The sequence below is a fragment of the Companilactobacillus muriivasis genome (genome assembly GCF_036246245.1).
Classification (GTDB): domain Bacteria; phylum Bacillota; class Bacilli; order Lactobacillales; family Lactobacillaceae; genus Companilactobacillus; species Companilactobacillus muriivasis.
Window position 1 is genome coordinate 285,727 of the sequence record NZ_BTTQ01000003.1, and the last position, 18,145, is coordinate 303,871.

13 protein-coding genes are annotated in these 18,145 nt (G+C 38.0%); 9 read left to right on the forward strand and 4 right to left on the reverse strand.

Going from position 1 to position 18,145, the window contains the following annotated elements; genetic code table 11:
- Window positions 1–30: 30 nt before the first annotated feature.
- Complete coding sequence (locus AAA923_RS05635; protein WP_338215333.1) at window positions 31–1,002, reverse strand: polyprenyl synthetase family protein; 972 nt, start codon at window positions 1,000–1,002, stop codon at window positions 31–33.
- A gap of 85 nt (window positions 1,003–1,087) precedes the next feature.
- Between AAA923_RS05635 and AAA923_RS05640 the strand changes: the two genes are divergently transcribed.
- The gene (locus AAA923_RS05640) at window positions 1,088–2,002 is read left to right on the forward strand and encodes a 1,4-dihydroxy-2-naphthoate polyprenyltransferase (RefSeq protein ID WP_338215335.1); all 915 of its coding nucleotides are present in this window, start codon (window positions 1,088–1,090) and stop codon (window positions 2,000–2,002) included.
- A gap of 336 nt (window positions 2,003–2,338) precedes the next feature.
- Here AAA923_RS05640 and AAA923_RS05645 read toward each other — a convergent pair whose 3' ends face one another.
- The gene (locus AAA923_RS05645) at window positions 2,339–3,544 is read right to left on the reverse strand and encodes an acetate/propionate family kinase (RefSeq protein ID WP_338215337.1); all 1,206 of its coding nucleotides are present in this window, start codon (window positions 3,542–3,544) and stop codon (window positions 2,339–2,341) included.
- A 125-nt stretch (window positions 3,545–3,669) separates the two neighbouring features.
- Here AAA923_RS05645 and AAA923_RS05650 point away from each other — a divergent pair, with 125 nt between their 5' ends.
- The 6 genes from AAA923_RS05650 (at window position 3,670) to AAA923_RS05675 (ending at window position 11,158) form a co-directional block, all read left to right on the forward strand.
- The gene (locus AAA923_RS05650; protein ID WP_338215338.1) at window positions 3,670–5,586 is read left to right on the forward strand and encodes a coiled-coil domain-containing protein; all 1,917 of its coding nucleotides are present in this window, start codon (window positions 3,670–3,672) and stop codon (window positions 5,584–5,586) included.
- A 57-nt stretch (window positions 5,587–5,643) separates the two neighbouring features.
- Entirely contained in the window at window positions 5,644–6,582 is a 939-nt protein-coding gene (locus AAA923_RS05655) for a glycosyltransferase family 2 protein (RefSeq protein WP_338215339.1), read from the forward strand.
- 691 nt (window positions 6,583–7,273) lie between these two features.
- Entirely contained in the window at window positions 7,274–7,861 is a 588-nt protein-coding gene (locus tag AAA923_RS05660) for a TetR/AcrR family transcriptional regulator (RefSeq protein ID WP_338215341.1), read from the forward strand.
- Between the two features lie 9 nt (window positions 7,862–7,870).
- Window positions 7,871–9,019: a cation:proton antiporter gene (locus tag AAA923_RS05665; protein ID WP_338215343.1), complete on the forward strand. Its 1,149-nt coding sequence runs from the start codon at window positions 7,871–7,873 to the stop codon at window positions 9,017–9,019.
- An 81-nt stretch (window positions 9,020–9,100) separates the two neighbouring features.
- Window positions 9,101–10,288 carry an NAD(P)/FAD-dependent oxidoreductase gene (locus AAA923_RS05670; RefSeq protein WP_338215345.1) on the forward strand — a complete coding sequence of 396 codons (1,188 nt, stop codon included), beginning with the start codon at window positions 9,101–9,103 and terminating at the stop codon, window positions 10,286–10,288.
- A gap of 96 nt (window positions 10,289–10,384) precedes the next feature.
- Window positions 10,385–11,158 (forward strand): DUF1003 domain-containing protein, encoded by a 774-nt coding sequence (locus AAA923_RS05675; RefSeq protein WP_338215347.1) that lies wholly within the window; start codon window positions 10,385–10,387, stop codon window positions 11,156–11,158.
- Window positions 11,159–11,325: 167 nt separating this feature from the next.
- On the opposite strand, the gene AAA923_RS05680 is transcribed toward AAA923_RS05675, so the two are convergent.
- On the reverse strand, window positions 11,326–12,501 hold the full coding sequence (locus tag AAA923_RS05680) for an ammonium transporter (protein WP_338215349.1): 1,176 nt from the start codon (window positions 12,499–12,501) through the stop codon (window positions 11,326–11,328).
- Window positions 12,502–13,206: 705 nt separating this feature from the next.
- On the opposite strand from AAA923_RS05680, the gene AAA923_RS05685 reads away from it, so the two are divergent.
- Both AAA923_RS05685 and AAA923_RS05690 read left to right on the forward strand, forming a co-directional pair.
- The gene (locus AAA923_RS05685; RefSeq protein WP_338215351.1) at window positions 13,207–15,234 is read left to right on the forward strand and encodes a KUP/HAK/KT family potassium transporter; all 2,028 of its coding nucleotides are present in this window, start codon (window positions 13,207–13,209) and stop codon (window positions 15,232–15,234) included.
- Window positions 15,235–15,376: 142 nt separating this feature from the next.
- Window positions 15,377–17,449: a HelD family protein gene (locus AAA923_RS05690; RefSeq protein WP_338215353.1), complete on the forward strand. Its 2,073-nt coding sequence runs from the start codon at window positions 15,377–15,379 to the stop codon at window positions 17,447–17,449.
- Here AAA923_RS05690 and AAA923_RS05695 read toward each other — a convergent pair.
- The gene (locus AAA923_RS05695) at window positions 17,446–18,006 is read right to left on the reverse strand and encodes a cysteine hydrolase family protein (RefSeq protein WP_338215355.1); all 561 of its coding nucleotides are present in this window, start codon (window positions 18,004–18,006) and stop codon (window positions 17,446–17,448) included. The genes AAA923_RS05690 and AAA923_RS05695 overlap by 4 nt on opposite strands.
- Between the last annotated feature and the right edge of the window lie 139 nt (window positions 18,007–18,145).

The window sequence follows — 18,145 nt, forward strand, 5'->3', positions numbered from 1 at the left end:
CTACTAAAACTAGTCATTACCAGAATTACATTACTTAATTCGGTTGATCAACTTCTTAACCACTGCCTTGAGTACCTTTTGACTGGTATTCTTTGGCAATTTGTCAATTTCATTCAACGCCCTTTGGGTATAACCTTGAGCAATATCTTTTGCTTGATTAAGATAACCATCATCGACAACGATATTAGTAGCTTTCAAATCATCATCAGCATCTAACTTGTCTTTAGAAAGAATCTCAGTCAGTTGTTTATTTCCCGCTTCCAATCCTAAAATGTAAGGGAGCGAATAGACACCATTTTTCAAATCTTCATGCACTGGTTTACCCGTTTGCATGGAATTACTGAAATCTAAAATATCATCGATAATTTGAAAAGCCATACCGATATCGTGGCCAATACCTTTACAACGCTCAACTAGCTCCTGATTACCATCACTAACAATGGCACCCATTGTTGCGCTGAGACTGAAAAGTTCGGCTGTTTTTCCTGAAATTTCAGTTAAGTACATATCAGTAGTCGCTTTGACATTGAAGTTAATCAACATTTGGTCAAGCTCTCCGATTAGGATTTTTTTCATACTTAGAGCGTTACGAAGAATGTTGTTATTGTCGGTCAAATTACGTGAAACTAGTTCAAAGTATAATGTAAACAAGTAATCCCCTGCATAGATAGCGTTACGTCGACCATATTTTGTATGGATAGTTGGCTGTGAACGACGTAACGGTGAATCGTCAATTACATCATCGTGAATTAATGTCGCAACGTGCAAGATTTCTAACGATGCCGCCAAAGGAATCAATTCGGCTGTGGCCTTTTTATTTTCGCCAAAGTCACTGAACAGCAAGAAGAAAGCCGGACGCAACATCTTGCCACCAGAAGTTAAATCAATGATCATGGAACTTATGTCGAGATTGTTGATTTTCACTGCTTGGTGAATGTAGTCAGTCGTTAAATCCAACTTTTCCCCGAGTTGAGGATAACTTTTCCATATTTTATTCGCCATAAACTCTCTTCTACCCCTGTATTACTTTGTTGTATTCTAAAATAATTCTATAATAAGACTTATCAAATCCAAAGGAATGATTTTATTGAAGCCATCAGTATTTTTTGAGCTTGTTGAAATTAAAGCTAAAACCGCCAGTATCTTCCCGTTCATTATGGGAACTTTGTATTCATATTATCACTGGCACTCTATTAACGCTCTTGATTTGATTCTATTTTTCATCGCGATGTTTCTGTTCAATATGGCCGTTGATATCAACGACAACTATTGGGATTACAAAAACGCGACTGGTGTTGAAAGTTTTCGCCGTGATACCAACGTTATAGGTGTGAATCATTTGAATATCCATCTAATCGGTTGGATCGACTTTTCATTTACTGCTATTGCCGCCATCATCGGTTTATTCATTGTTTCCAGAACCGGCTGGCCATTGTTATTCTTGGGATTATTCTCATTTGCCGTCGGTTTCTTCTACGCTGGTGGGCCTTGGCCAATTAATCGTGGACCATTAGGAGAGTTTTTTTCCGGTTTTACCATGGGTTACGTAATTTACTTGATTGCTATTTATATCAATGTTGTCAATAACCCCATCGTGGTTTTGGATACCAAATTTTACGGTGATGCCTTGCTTTCATCACTCTTGACAGTCTTCGCAATTTCCAATTTACTATTAGCCAACAATATTGCTGACCAAAAAGAAGATGTCAATTTAGGACGTAAAACATTGGTCTACTATTTGGGCAAAGCCAACGCCATCTTCATTCTAAAATCATTATACGTTCTTGGTTATTTAGCCCTAGTTTGTTCCGTCATTCTAGGTATCCTACCAAAAATGATGTTACTGACATTCTTAATTACACCTATAGTGTACAAAAATGCCCAAGCTTTCAGCAAGAACCCAATCAAGAAGAAAACATTCCCTTTGATTATTAAGAATCTTCTACTGATAACTTTGACAGAGACAGTCGCCTTTATTTTAGGCGTTATATTCAATTTTTAAATTTAAAATCTAGACAAAGCCTGATATGAATGTGATTAGGTATAACAACCACAACCATGATTTGTCCAATCCTTCGAAATTATTTACTTAATAATAGATAAATGAGTTGGAAGAGCTGAGAGTATTCATCCGCAGTGAAAGTGGCGTTATGGCTTTAGCCATTACACCACCGGACGTGTTGAAGACTTTTCGGTTTTTGAAAAGGCTTCAACCGAGGTTCGAAACCGCTTTTTGGCTCGAACCGTGCCGCACAGCAGATGAATACTCTCAGCTCTGGAAACGGCAACTTTAAATATTAAAATCCTCAAGTAAGCCATCAGCTCACTTGAGGATTTTTTAGTTTTTATATCCATCTAATAGTTTAGCAAAACCATAAGTATCTTGGGCAATCATCAACTCTTCGTTGGTTGGAATCGTATAGGCGGCAATCTTGGAATCGTCTGTCGTTATCTTGATTTCCTTACCACGAACTTGATTGTTCTCTGGATCAATCTTCAAGCCCATGAATTCAAAACCACTGAGGATGTCTTCACGCACTTCAGCTGAGTTTTCACCAACACCAGCGGTAAAGGCAATCACATCAAGGCCACCCATTTCGGCGATATATGAACCCATGAATTTGATAATCCGGTTACGATACATTTCCAAAGCTAACTTAGCTCTTTGGTTAGTATCTTCGGCTGCTTCGATATCACGCATATCCGGTGAAACGCCAGAAATACCTAACAAACCAGATTTCTTATTCAAGATATCGATCATGTCATTAATATCAGTCAAGCCAAGTTTTCTCATCAAATATGGCAAGACTGAAAAGTCGATATCACCACTTCTAGAACTCATCATGATACCTGCAAGTGGTGTGAATCCCATCGAAATATCGTAAGCTTTGCCATTCTTGATGGCACTAATTGAAGCACCGCTACCTAAATGTAAAACGATAACGTTCTTGTCTTGAATCCCACCATCGACAATTTTATCAAGACGTTGCGCGATATAACGGTGACTTGTTCCATGAGCACCATAACGGCGTGCGTGATATTTTTTGTAATCATCCATATCGATACTATACATGTAATTTTCTTCAGGAATATCGACGAAGAAGGATGTATCAAAGACAGCGACCTGAATAGCCTTAGGAACCAACTTTTTAAAGACATTGATGTAATATGCTTCAACTTTGTTGTGTAACGGTGCATATTCAGCTAAATCTTCGATTTTTTGTAAGTTTTCTTCTGTAACGATTTCCGACTTTTTAAACTCTTCACCACCGGCAACGACACGATGACCAAAAGCGACAATATCTTCGAACCGATCGATGACATTCATATCCTTGAGCGCATCCAGAATTGACAAAACGGCAATATCATTGGATTTGATAGCTTCTTCATGTTCAATTTTTTTACCGTTATACTTCAGCTTGAACACAGCCTTAGGACTACCCAAGCGATCGATCATACCGGAAGCGATTGTTGTTTTTTCAGGCATTTCAAAAAGTTTCCACTTCAAGGTTGAACTACCTGCGTTTATAGCCATAATCTTCATACAAAAACTCTCCTTTTTTGGTCTAGGTATTCTCTTCAAATAGCTTTGTACCAGACTTTACACTGATATGAAAAAATGCTACTCTTTAGTAACTATTATAAGTCTTTTTATGGGGGAATTCATTCGTGAAATTTTTAGACATGTTACGCAAAATTGATGAGAAACCAGAGCAACCCGCAACGCCCGCTCCTGATTCTCCTAAAAAGGCCGAAACTTCTAAGCAGAACGCTACGAAATCGACCGCTAATCAGCCAGATTCCACTCCTGCTGAAAAGAAAGAGGAGAAACTACCTGTGACTGTTCATGATAAGCGTATCAATATTGAAGAGCAAATGAACGGCCTTTCTCATCAATATGCACAACTACGCAACGATCTTAAAACGAACCTTTTCACTGAAAAGGATGATTTTGAAGCTAAGAAAGCTACGCTTGATAAATATCTTAGAACTCTTAAACGTGATGAAAAAGAATCTAACGATAAACTTGCCGATACAAAAGCACAAAACGATGATGCTGCTAAAGAGCACCTCGCTAGTGTAAATGCCGATCGTAAAGAACAAGAAGAAAATCTTGCTAAACTACAATCTGAATTAAACGAACTAAATTCCGAAATTAATACTAAGACTGCCAGATTAGAATCACTCCAAAACGAACTTGCTCAAAACGAAAAATCTGAAACTGATATGTCAACTTCCATCAAGGAAGAAAAAGACTTACAAAAGATGCTCGCTTTGATGGAAGACCAAAAGAATTCTATCAACACGCTTTATGACGAAAGAAAAACTCTCAAGGGTCAAATCAATGACGCCCAAGAAAATATCACTAAATTAAACGGCGACGCTGATGATTTAAACAGCAATATCAGCGAAGTTAACTCACAAATCAATAACTTCAAACAAGAAGCTAACGAAATTGAAGACAAGATGAAGAGCGACCACAATTTCCGTATCGAAACGATTGCCGGATTGGAACGCCATATTCAAAGTCTTGGTGAAGAACACACAAAGATTGATGGCGAATTGAAAGAAATCAATGACAACATTGCTTACATCAGCAAGTACATCAAAGATGTTTTCCACTCAGCTTACCTAGTTCGTGACGTTTATCTCGACAAAGACAAAGAATTTTACGTTGCTGCCGATGATTTCAATTCTGATGCCGCTCAAAACGACCTCTTCGGAATGATTAACTATTTGGAAACAAAACTTCAAAAACCAGTTACCGTAGTTTCAACTTTCTACAATAACCACATTCACGAAGTTATCGATGCCAAAGCTAAGGCTGAACATTTGCCAATTCCAAACGTCGTAAATCTTTTTGACCAACTACAAACAAGTCCTAACCCTACTGATAAGAAAGTTGCCATTCCAGCAAACGAAAGTTGGGTCACAAGAACTGATGTTGAATCACAAGATACTTTCATCTACGACCAAAAACAAACTTTGTTGATGACAGTTGAATACTTTGGCAAACAAATCGACCGTATCAACTATTACAAGAACGACCAAATCGTTAAGACTAATATCTATAACGGTGATGGTCAATTATCATCAACTCAAAACTTTAACAAGAATAAAGAATTATCTGAACAAAACTTCTACAGAACTGACGGTTCAATTGTTCTAACAGTTATCTTTGAAAAGAACAATCCTGTCAGTTACCAATTGTTCGACAAGAATGGTCTTCTAGAACATGACTTCAACGAAAAATCAGAGCTTATCACATGGTGGTTGAAGAGCATTTCTCCAAATACTGAAAATGCAGTCTTCGTTGGTAACAATTCTGACTTGCTATATCAATTAATTATGAGCGTCAACAGCATTTCTAGCGACGATACAATTCGTCTATTACAAGATGTTGTTAAGAACATCGATGCAGTAATTGATTTACTCGATAAGAACAGCGATATCAAAGACATTTTCGTTCAAACTGATGATGATCTTCACGAAATTGAGAATAAGACAAACCGCGATATCAGTGTTAGTGTTATTAACACATCAAGTAATGGTATGTTATCTCTTCCAGAATCGTTAAAAATTTAATTAAAAACGCTCATTCGTGAGTGTTTTTTTATAATTAATGTGAAAGTGAAAGAAGCTATGAAAACTATATCTCTTATCGTTCCGTGTTTTAATGAAGAAGAAACGATTAACATTTACTATGACGCTATGACTAAGCTCAAAGAAGAAACTAACAAGTTTAAACTTGAATATTGGTTTATCGATGATGGATCAAAAGATCGCACTTATTCAATTCTCAAAGATTTACAAAAAAACCACAGTGACGAGGTTCATTTCATTTCCTTCTCACGTAATTTTGGTAAAGAAGCTGCTTTATATGCAGGTTTGAATGAAGTAACTGGTGAGTATACTGCCGTTATGGATGTCGACCTTCAAGATCCTCCTGAAATGTTGCCCGAAATGTTCGATATGCTTGAAGCTGAAGATAGTAAATATGATTGTGTCGGAACAGCCCGTATGGACCGTGAAGGCGAAAATAAGATTATCTCTTTCTTCTCAGAAGGCTTCTACAAAGTAATCAATAAGATGTCACAAACAAAGATTATTCCTGGTGCCAGAGATTATCGTCTTATGACAAGACAAATGGTCGAAGCCATCAAATCAATGACTGAATACAATCGTTTTTCAAAGGGTATTTTTAGTTGGGTCGGTTTTAAAACTAAGTATCTACCTTACAAGAACCGCGAACGTTCAGCCGGAACTACTTCATGGAACTTCTGGAAACTTTTCAAATACGCTATTACCGGTATTGTTGATTTTTCCGAAGGTCCACTAATGTTTGCCACATGGATGGGAACAATTTTCTCCATTACATCAATCGTTGCAATTATCGCTATCATTATCAGAAAATTCATCAATCCCCTCAGCAGCGTCAATGGCTGGGCTTCACTTGTCTCAATTATTCTGTTAATCGGTGGAATTCAATTGCTCAGTATTGGTATTTTGGGAGAATATATCGGAAAGATTTTCTTGGAAGTTAAGAAGCGTCCAATTTATATCGTTAAAGATAAAAAATAACTGCAGAGTTGATTTGCCGTGGATTTTCTTCGGCGAATCAACTCTTTTTATATAGGCCGCCTACGGTTGTCAGTAATATAGTCCTTCTGTGAGGACCGGTCCGAGCCAAATAGCGGTCTCGAACCTCGATTTTGAACTTCGCACAACCCGCGAATTTCAAAACTCGTCCCGTGGTGTAACGGCTAAAGCCATAACGCCACCTCCACTGCTGGACTATATTACTGACAACCTCCGGCTAACGTATTTTTCAATTACATAACGATACTTGATTCCCCATTAATACTATTTTATTAACATGATGATATTTAATTTTAATAATTTGAAGATTCAAAATTGGTATAATTAGTTCTAAGGCTCCATATATTTATTCGCATTAAAAATTATCAACGACGATACATCAGTTGGAAGAGCTGAGAGTATTCATCTGCAACGAAAGTGGCGTTATGGCTTTAGCCATTACACCACCGGGCGAGTTGGAGACTTTTCGGTCTTTGAAAAGGCTTCAACCGAGGTTCGAGACCGCTCTATGGCTCAAACCGTACCGCGCAGCAGAATGAATACTCTCAGTTCTGGAAACGGCATACTTCAATAAACCTCCAACTTTTAGTCAGATTCATTTGACATTATCGCATGATAAACGATTTACATTAATATATAATGGTATACGAATAGACCAAGGGATGGATTAAAAATGAACGTACGTGATCAACAAGCTGAAAATACTAAGAATGCAATTTTAAAAGTCGCTGCTGAGATGTTTTTATCTCAAGGATATCAAGCTACCTCAACACGTAAAATTGCCCAAGAACTCAACATTACTCAACCTAATATGTATCACTACTATAAGAATAAAAAGGTTCTGTATGTGAAAGCTATCGAATACGCCGTCAGTGGTTTTAGTGAAAATTTACTGGCTGAATATAAGTCTCATAAGGACTTGCCTTTCGAAGAATTATTACTCTATATGTCCCAATATATGATTGGAAATTTCCGAATTAATTACTTCGTTATGCGTAACGATATTGAAAATTTCTTTACTGATGAAGAGCGTCGAGATCTTAGCAAGAACTGGGATGGTGGCTATTATAAAGTCCTCTTCAACGTTTTCCAATCACACAAAAGTGAACTCCGTTCTGATTTAGCAATACCCGTTCAAGTCGGAACTTTTTTGACAATGTTACTCCCTTACATTGAATATAACGATGCCAAAAGGAAGCGTAATATTGCTAATCTAAAAACGGTTATCAATATTTTCATCAATGGCATTAAGAAAGAATAGGAATTTGCCATGGAATTTATAACCCTTTTAGCATTGATGCTCTTTTTAACTTTAATAGTCAGTCACGTTTTCAACCGTTTGAACTTACCCGCTGTTGTTGGGCAATTGATTTTGGGAGTCATCCTTGGTAAGGGTGCTCTAAACATTGTTCAACCAACTCACGAGGTCGAATTATTCGCGGATATCGGCGTTATACTGCTAATGTTTATCGCTGGTTTGGAAAGTGATCTGAAACTATTACGTAAACACCTGGTACCTAGTATCAATGTAGCTATTTGTGGGGTTATTTTACCGGTTGCCTTAACATTAGGAACGGCTTTGATTTTTGGCATTAATGTCAAAGAAAGTATCTTTATGTCAGTCGTTTTCGCCGCTACATCCGTTTCAATCTCAGTTGAAGTTTTGAAAAGTCTTAATTACCTATCAAGCACTTCCGGAACCGTTATTCTAGGGGCCGCTGTTGCTGATGATATCTTAGCAATTTCTATTTTGAGCGTTATGTCTGGAACTTTAACTGGTGACTTTTCAATGAAAAAAATCTTGTTATTACTAGCTATGTGGATTTTCTTCGGCGTTTTGGTCGTTGTCTTGCACAAGTGGGTCATTCCCGATTTGATGAAATTGTCAGATTACGTTGAAGCGACTCATGCCAAAACCATTTTTGCCTTAGTAATCTGTTTTATCATGGCATTCGTGGCCGATAAAGTTCAGTTAGACTCTGTTTTAGGTGCCTTCGTGGCCGGAATTGCTGTATCCAACGCCGCAGATTATGACAAACAAGTCAGTCGCAATATCGAATTAATTGGTTATTCTGTCTTTATTCCTATTTTCTTTATTAGTATTGGTCTCAATCTCGAATTCGATAACTTTCTACGCGACTTCTGGCTAATCGCTCTATTTACTTTAACTGGAGTTGTCGGCAAACTATTTGGTGCCGGTTTTGGAGCTCGAATATCTGGTTTCAATATGAAAGATTCCTATGTCATTGGATCAGGAATGATTTCTCGTGGTGAAATGGCTTTAATCGTGGCGCAAGTCGGTTATGGCGTAAAATTATTGTCCGAAGAATACTACTCAACTGTTATTATTAGCGTCATTTTGATCACTATCATAGCTCCATTCTTCCTAAAACACTCAATTAGTAAAAATCCTTTGTAGCATATGGTTTTTAGAAACTGCTTGAAGGATATATAATGATACCGTAAACATCTTTATTTCGGAATAGAAGGAGAAGTTAATATGGCACACATTTTAGTACTAGGCGCTGGCTACGGTGGCTTGAGAGCTGCTCGTGATTTAGCCAAAGAAACCCCAGCAGGAACACAAATTGATTTAATCGATCAACATGAAAAACACGTTGAAAAAACAGCTTTACATACTATTGCAGCAGGAACTAACCGAGCCGATGCAGTAAGTTTCGACGTTCGTTCAGTTCTACCATCAAATGTGAACTTCATCAAAGCAACTGTTTCCAAGCTAGATTTGGATAACAAAACAGTTGAGTTTTCTGACCATGAAGACATCACATATGACTATATCGTTGTTGCTTTAGGCTTTCGTTCAGAGGACTTTGGACTTGAAGGCGCCAGCGAAAATGCGTTGATTCTTCAAGATCTCCAATCTGCCCAAAATATTTATAAGACATTAAACGAAAATATCGCTAACTACAAAGAATCACAAGACCCAGCTGACCTTTCCATTGTCGTTTGTGGTGCTGGATTCACTGGTGTTGAAATTCTTGGTGAATTAGTTGATACAGTTAAAATTTTAAAAGCTAAATATGAAGTTCCAGAAATCAAAGTAACATGTCTCGAAATGGCTACTAGAATTTTGCCAATGTTCGATGAAAACTTAGCTAGTTACGCCGTTGATTACCTAGACAAGAACGGTATCAAGCTACTAACTGGTGCTAAGATCAAAAAGATTGAGCCAAAATCTGTTGTCTACATGGATGGCGATACTGAAAAGAGTGTTGCCGGCAGTACAATCCTTTGGACCGTTGGTGTTAGTGGCTCTGACGTCATCAAAGAATCAGGTATCGAAGCTAGAAGAAATCGTGTTATGACAACAGAATTCCTCAACCTTGAAGCTAACCCTGAAGCATACTTTATTGGTGATGACTCTGCAGTTATTCCTAATGGTGCTGAACGTCCATATCCAACAACTGGTCAATTAGCAACTGCCGAAGGTGCCGGTGCTGCATTTAATATTGCCGCCGCATTAAACGGTAAAGATTTGAAACCATTCGTCTACCACTCAATGGGAACTGTTGCTTCACTTGGTCAAAATCATGGTATCGCTGAAATTACAGACAAGAACCTTAAATTCAAGGGTCCTATTGCCTCACTTCTAAAACATCTTTCAGCTGACCGTGGAATTATGGAAATTGCTGGTATCAAGACAGCTATTAGAAAAGGTACTATTTAAATATGTTTTTCAAAAACTCCCGATAGGGAGTTTTTTTTTGCTTTAAAATTTGCTCCAATTTATACTGAGCATGTATAACTCAAGGTGGTGTTGACTATGGCAATTAAGAAGAATCAAATCTGTATAATCTGTGGCAACCGATTCACAATTATGGAAGGCCTTTTCATCAGAGATTTAAGTGACCTCCTCAAAGGACAAGTTCTAAAAAACAATAGTTACGCGAAGGACTCCTCATTTATCTGCCTCAAGGACTTACAAAATCTTCGTCTTGAACAAATGCAGACAATTATTGATCAGGATTTAAAAATTGATCACGATATGAGTGACAAACTAAAAAAGGAAATGGCCAAGGATACTTACGTCATTACCAATATCAATGACACTATTTATGGCAAACGAACCACGGGACAAAAACTAGCTGATGCCGTGGCAAAATTTGGTGGTAGTTGGGGCTTTATTATCACGTTCATGATTATTTTAGTAGCATGGATGGCAATCAATATTGTCCACCTATTTGGCGTTAACTTCGATCCGTATCCATTTATACTACTTAACCTATTTTTGAGCTGTGTGGCCGCTATACAGGCTCCTATCATCATGATGAGTCAGAACCGTCAGACTGAACGTGATAGATTCGATTCTGAGAATGATTACAAAACTAATATGAAATCAGAAATGGAAATTCGCCTACTCCATGAAAAACTTGATCAATTGAATGAAGTCCAATGGCCTCACATTTTGGATATTCAAAAGATGCAGATTGAAGTTCTCAGTGAAATCGAAAACGAGATTCAATCGTTGAAAGCAAGCAATGAAAAACCAAAAGATCGCAACACTAGACATCCAAGTCGCGAAAATAAGAGAGTGTGACAAAACATGGTCAGCTTTCGAGCATTAAGGCAAAAAAGACTAGTAATCTGAATTTTTGGATTACTAGTCTTTTTTGTTTTAAGCGGAAAAAGCTATGTTTTGTCGCACGTTTATGCTGCATATTTAAGACAAAAATAGTTATGTAACAGCTCCGTTTTTTTACATTTTTAAGCCAATTCTAGTTCTCTAATTCCGACATCATCCTTCAAAACTTTCTTCAAACCTTGAACGATAACGACGCCGACAATTGAAACAAATACAATCGTTAAAATTACGCCAAACAGTTGCAACCCTAATTGTTTTAGACCACCACCGTAGAATAGGCCATTCGTTATAACGCTGCTATTAACTGACTTTGTAGCAAACAATCCGACACAAATCGAACCGATTATCCCACTGACACCATGGCATCCGAAGATGTCGAGGTAATCATTTAAATGTAATTGATATTTTAGATAATTCATGAAGTAGTAACTACCAACGGCTGAAATCACTCCGATAATGACCGAACCGAAAACTGTCACATACCCAGTGCCCGGCGTAATTCCAACTAACCCACAGATACTTCCGGTACAAATACCGCTGAGAGTTACTTTATTTTTGAAAAATTGTTCCAGACATATCCAAGTTATTAGTGAAGCACACGCAGCAACTGTAGTTGTGAAAAAGGCGTTGATAGTTTGGAAACTAACATTCAAAGCACTACCAGCATTGAATCCGTACCATCCGAGCCATAACAAAACGGTTCCCATTAAGATCCACAAAGGGTTGCCCTTTACTTGTTCATTATTATATTTATATGGCTCTCGTAATGTGATTGCCAAAATCATTGCTGTAATTCCGGCATTAATATGAATTACCGTTCCGCCGGCAAAGTCTAGGACACCCATTTTAGCTAAGAATCCTGTTGGAGACCAAACGATATGAGCTAAAGGATAGTAAATCAATAATGACCATAACACTACAAACAAAATAATAAATCGGATTCTCACCCGACTAGCAACAGCTCCTAAAAAGAGCGCTGGCGTCAAAATAGCGAACATCATTTGAAAGAGTAAATAAACTGATGTTGGTAATTTTGTCGTGCCATAAGTAGACGAAAAGTCTATCCCTGATAAAAACAGGTGATGAAAATTACCAATTATTCCGAAATGATCTCCTTCAAAAACAGCTGGAAAACCTATTGTAATCCACATTATCCCGGCTATACCAAACATCAAAAAGCTATCAAAGAGGATTCTAGTAACATCTTTATGTGGTACAAAACCACTGTAAAACACCGCAATCCCTGGTACCATCAACCAGACCAATATTGTTGAGATAAGCATAAATACTACATTCATAAATATCACATTCTTTTCATATAGAGTATTTCCTTTAATTTTGGTATTATATTACATTTTTTATTCCATGTATACCAATATAATTTCTGTACAATCATAAATATTTTTAAATTTAACCAAAAATCTTATAATAGGCTCTGAATAAATGGTTTATTGGGTGGCCGTCTCCAGGGCTAAGCATATTTACCTGCTATGCGGACCGGATCGAGCCACAGTACGGTCTCGAACCTCGTTTTGAAGCCTTGACACAGTTCGTCAAGTCTCCAAACACGCCCAGTGGTGTAATGGCTAAAGCCATAACGGCACGCCCACAGCGGGTAAATACGCTCAGTCCTTCCGACTTATTGATTTTCTATTTGTACAAATCACCCCTAGTAAATATATTAAATAAAGATTAATTAAGCCCGTTACAGTAGTATTTAAGTCTAGTTAAACTATCCATCAATAAAAGTTATATTCTATCGCAGATTAAATTTCATAAAATTAGTCGGAGGAGTGGAGAAATATTTGTGGGCAGTGGAAGTGGTGTTAGGACGAGTGATTTTCTCGTTCTTACACCACCGGGCGAATTTTGAGATTTGCGAACCGTGCAAACCTCAAAATCGAGGTTCGAGACCGCTCCTTGGCTCGGGCCGGTCCGCACAGCCAGTGAATATTTCTCCACTCCGGAGACGGCATACAGACATTTTTATTAAGGAGACAAGTATGGAAAAGAGAAAGTTATCATTATCTACCCTGGGTATGTTGATAACCCTCGGCATAGTCTATGGCGACATTGGAACTTCGCCGTTATACGTTATGAATTCCATTATCAACAGTGCTGGAACGATGGCCGACGCGAAACCTGAATATATCATCGGCAGCGTTTCTTTAATTTTCTGGACCCTAATGCTTATTACAACAATTAAATATGTTTTGATTGCCATGAAAGCCGACAACAACAAAGAAGGCGGTATTTTTGCCCTCTATGCTTTAGTAAAAGCTAAAGGTAAATGGCTCATTATACCCGCTCTAATCGGTGGATCTGCCCTGTTAGCTGATGGTACTTTAACACCCGCTGTAACTGTCACATCAGCTATTGAAGGTATTAAAGGACAAAAATTTGGCAATTTAATATTCTCAGATAGTCAAAACGTCGTTTTAATCATTGTAACGGTGATTCTTCTGACTATTTTTGTGATTCAAAAGTTTGGCACCGAGAGAATTGGTAAGTCATTTGGTCCCATTATGCTCATCTGGTTCAGTTTCATCGGTATCGCTGGATTACTCAATATGACTAACGATTTGAGCGTCCTAAAAGCTTTGTCACCCATTTATGCTATCAAGGTATTGTTTAGTCCTGTCAACAAAGCTGGCATTTTCATTCTCGGAAGTGTTTTCCTTGCTACAACCGGTGCAGAGGCACTTTACGCCGATATGGGTCAGGTCGGAAAACACAATATTTACGCCACATGGCCATTTGTCAGTTTGATGTTGATGCTAAATTATTTAGGGCAAGCCGCTTGGGTCATTTCCAACTATCAAAATCCTCAATATAACAAGATTGCTGGAATCAATCCTTTTTATCAAATGTTGCCTGACAAGTTTAAAATTTTTGCTATTATTATCGCCACATTGGCCGCCATCATTGCTTCACAAGCTTTAATAACTGGCTCATTTACACTGGTTCAAGAAGCGATTGGTCTAAAAATTTTACCAAGATTAAAAGTGAAGTTTCCAGGTAAAATTGAAAGTCAGCTCTACATTGGAACTGTTAATTGGATGCTCTGCGCGATCACTCTCAGTGTGGTCTGGGGGTTTCGGACTTCTGACCATATGGAAGCAGCGTATGGCTTGGCAATCACCTTAACCATGCTTATGACGACAATTTTGTTGCACCAATTCTTAATTATGAAAAAGCATCCACTATTCGCCAATATTTTTCTAGCTGCATTCTTCTCCCTCGAAAGTCTTTTCCTACTTTCAAGTCTGATCAAGTTCGTGCATGGCGGCTATGTAACGGTGATTATAACGATGGTCATTCTGTTTGTAATGATTGTTTGGTTCTTCGGTAACAAGCGCCGTGACGCCTATATGGCTGAAAGCGAGAATGTTTCTTTATTGGACTTCATTCCTCAACTCGAGAAACTCAGCAAAGATGAAGGCTATCCAACTTATGCTACTAACTTGGTCTATATGCTAAAAATGGGACCTGATTATTCCATCAAACGTTCGATTATTTACTCAATTTTGGATCAGGACCCTAAACGTGCCAAAGTTTACTGGTTTATAACGGTCAATCAAACTGGCTCCCCTTATGAATGCACGTATACCGTTGATATGATGCACACTAGAAATGTGGTCAACGTTACAATCAATTTAGGTTTCAAAAAATCACAACACGTCAATATTTACATTCGTGAAATCATCAATAGCTTGCTGGATAAGGATATTATTGATGACCAAACGCCAAACTATTCTATGGTGCCAAAACGTCGAGTTGGTTCCTTCAAATTCGTTATTCAAAATCAGCAATTCCAAGATTTGGGCGCTCAAGAATACATGCGTAGTATCGACCGCTTGCTAATTGGTGGCCGTCTATTGCTCCAAAACATCACTATTCCCCCAACACTTTGGTATGGTTTGGAATTTAGCGATGTTGTCGAAGAAAAAGTTCCACTCTTTCTTGGCAGTCATTACGACCAATATTTAGCTGAAAAAGAAATTAAAAATAGTGTTAAACCTAGGGACTAAAAAAGCGACCGCATATGCGATCGCTTTTCACTTGGATTCTTTCCTCATATATATTATGAAAGATTTTTAGTATCATTACAAGACTGTTATTTAAAGATTTTACGTATTACTATTAGATACCTAATATACAGGAGGTATCGTCATGGATAATTCTTTCAAATTAGAACAACAGCATTTAACTATGGTTCACCAGACGCTCCAGAAAACCCTTGATAGTATTGAAAAGTTACTGTCTGATAACGCCGAACAGGCGAAAAATTTCAAGAAAACTGCTGGTAAGGAAACAGCTTTAAACTTCGACAGTTACGCCGACAATTTGGATACCTTTGCCTCAATTGAAACGATGAATAAACAGATTGATTCTTTCAATAACAAGCAAACTCAGCTTCAAAATACAAAATCAAGCGTGACACGTTTGTTGCCCGCACCTTATTTTGCCCGAATTGATTTGAAATACCCCGACGAAACCGAATCAATTCCCTTTTACATCGGTTCCGCCGGATTTTCTCCAACTCCCGAAGAACCGATGATTATCGACTGGCGCTCACCGATTGCCGATTTATATTACAACAACAAGATTGGCAAAACTAATTATGTTGCTAATGATCGAAAAATTGACGTATCAGTGGCTACCCGCAGACAATTCTTATTGCATAACGCCGTTTTAGATGACATTTTTGATACCGACGTTGCTATTCAAGATCCGTTATTAGTTAAGACTTTACAAGAAAATAAAAACAGTCAGATGAGTTCCATCACCGCCACGATTCAGCAGGAACAAAACGTCATTATTCGTGATACTAAAAGTACTGCTCTACTTGTGAATGGAATCGCTGGTAGTGGTAAAACATCAGTCGTTTTACAACGCATCGCATATTTGCTTTACCGTTATCGCGACAATCTGGTTTCTAGTGACATGTTACTGTTAACTCCTAACACATTATTTACCAACTACATCAACCAAGTTCTCCCCAGTCTGGGTGAGGAATCGCCGTTACAAATGACTTTCAATCAACTAATGACTAAGTTTGTAAGCAGCTCAATTCCCTTCGAAGATGAAACTAGTCATGTTCAAGAACTGGCTAGTAAGCTAGATAACTTGGCGCTAACAACTAATGATTTCAAAAATATTAAATTAAACGATGCAACTATTTTAAGTCAGGAAGATATTAAGCAATTCTTTGAACAAACACCTAGAACAATGTCTTTGACCAAGCGTATAACGGCGTTATCCTCATTTTTAACTGATGAAATCGAATCAAAGATTGAAACTGACTCCAAGAATGGAAAATTTCAAGCTGAATTATCGGATTTAACCGACTCTCAACAAGAGAAAATCTTTGGTCGTTTAATCTCACCTAGTTCCGACATGGCTGTTCAAAAGGCGACGAAGAAAATGTTGCTGTGGCGTAATCGCAATCTTTTGAACCAGATTGATCAAAAGGATTGGTTGAATATTCCTCAAATCATTAAATCAACCTTGAACACCCAACAAATCAACCATTTGGACTATACTTTCACACGCTTAAAACTGCTAAATTTAGCTCAAAAGAGCCTCAAATTTGTAATGATTGACGAAATTCAGGACTACTCTTTAGACCAAGTATTATTCTTACTGACTGCCTTTCCCAACGCACATTGGACTTTAGTTGGCGACCAATTTCAATCAATTTTGGAATCCAATCATCCTTTAACTTTCAATAGCTTGAAAGACCTGTTTGAAGAACATAATATCGCCGTTACACAGAGAAATTTATATACTAGTTATCGTTCAAGCGGTGCCATTACAACCGCCTTTATCAAGCATGGTGCACCTGATTTAATTGATAAAATCAATACTATCCAAATCGGCGGCAAAGAACCTGAACATGTTGAAAATAAAGATTTCTCAGACTTAATCGCCAACCTAATCTCACAAGTTGAAACACTTGATAAGAATGAACTTTCAGCTATCGTAACGAGTGACCTAAATCTAGCTCAAGCAATTCAAGACAAAATAAAACAGACAGTTCTGGGCACTACTGCCGAGAAACTGCCTGCATCTGGAATCATCGTTTTACCCTTAGCCTTAGCCAAAGGACTGGAATTCGACAACGTTATTATTGCTGATGCTAATTCGAAATATTACCGTGACACTCAATTCGGTGAAAATCGCCTTTATACTGCCTTTTCCAGAGCATCAAAAACACTCATCATCAACTCCGTTACCGATTAAATAGAAGTGACTATTTCAGCCCCTAAGCTATTTTGAAAGTGATTCAATGCCCAGTCATGACCAGCTTGATTAAATGACGCTACGCCTTGTTCATGGACAACAATGTGATAATTCAAGTTGTAGGCGTCAACCGCAGTATGCAAAACACAAATATCAGTACAGACACCGACTAAATGTAAGGTGTCTATTTTGCGTTCACGTAAACGGATATCCAAGTCAGTTCCCGCAAAAGCACTGTAACGCGTTTTATCGAAGAGTCTAACCTTTTCATCATCATTGTTGGCATCAAACCACTCTTTTAAACCACCATACAATTCACGCCCCCAAGTCCCACGAACATTGTGAGGCGGAAAAAGTTTTGTTTCTGGATGATAAGAATCATCAGGCTTGTGCACATCAGTTGGCAAAAGAACCCAATCGCCATTCTTATGCATCTTTTCAGCCAAATGAATAATCTCTGATTCAATCTCCTGACCAGGTTTACCGCAAGTTAAAGCACCCTTGTCAGCGACAAAATCATTCGTATAATCAATAATCAGTAACGCTTGTGAAGACATAGTAATTCCTACTTTCTTCTAGTTATTTGGTTACACTGGTAAAAGTTTATTGAAGTATGCCGTTTCCGGAACTGAGAGTATTCATCTGCTGCGCGGAACGGCCCGAGCCAAAGAACGGTCTCGAACCTCGGTTGAAGCC

What these genes read in the sequence shown, in the direction of transcription:
- AAA923_RS05635 (WP_338215333.1), bottom strand. Translation starts at nt 1,002, where the DNA reads ATGGCGAATAAAATATGGAAAAGTTATCCTCAACTCGGGGAAAAGTTG.
- AAA923_RS05645 (WP_338215337.1), bottom strand. Translation starts at nt 3,544, where the DNA reads ATGAAGATTATGGCTATAAACGCAGGTAGTTCAACCTTGAAGTGGAAA.
- AAA923_RS05655 (WP_338215339.1), top strand. Translation starts at nt 5,644, where the DNA reads ATGAAAACTATATCTCTTATCGTTCCGTGTTTTAATGAAGAAGAAACG.
- AAA923_RS05660 (WP_338215341.1), top strand. Translation starts at nt 7,274, where the DNA reads ATGAACGTACGTGATCAACAAGCTGAAAATACTAAGAATGCAATTTTA.
- AAA923_RS05665 (WP_338215343.1), top strand. Translation starts at nt 7,871, where the DNA reads ATGGAATTTATAACCCTTTTAGCATTGATGCTCTTTTTAACTTTAATA.
- AAA923_RS05670 (WP_338215345.1), top strand. Translation starts at nt 9,101, where the DNA reads ATGGCACACATTTTAGTACTAGGCGCTGGCTACGGTGGCTTGAGAGCT.
- AAA923_RS05675 (WP_338215347.1), top strand. Translation starts at nt 10,385, where the DNA reads ATGGCAATTAAGAAGAATCAAATCTGTATAATCTGTGGCAACCGATTC.
- AAA923_RS05680 (WP_338215349.1), bottom strand. Translation starts at nt 12,501, where the DNA reads ATGAATGTAGTATTTATGCTTATCTCAACAATATTGGTCTGGTTGATG.
- AAA923_RS05685 (WP_338215351.1), top strand. Translation starts at nt 13,207, where the DNA reads ATGGAAAAGAGAAAGTTATCATTATCTACCCTGGGTATGTTGATAACC.
- AAA923_RS05690 (WP_338215353.1), top strand. Translation starts at nt 15,377, where the DNA reads ATGGATAATTCTTTCAAATTAGAACAACAGCATTTAACTATGGTTCAC.
- AAA923_RS05695 (WP_338215355.1), bottom strand. Translation starts at nt 18,006, where the DNA reads ATGTCTTCACAAGCGTTACTGATTATTGATTATACGAATGATTTTGTC.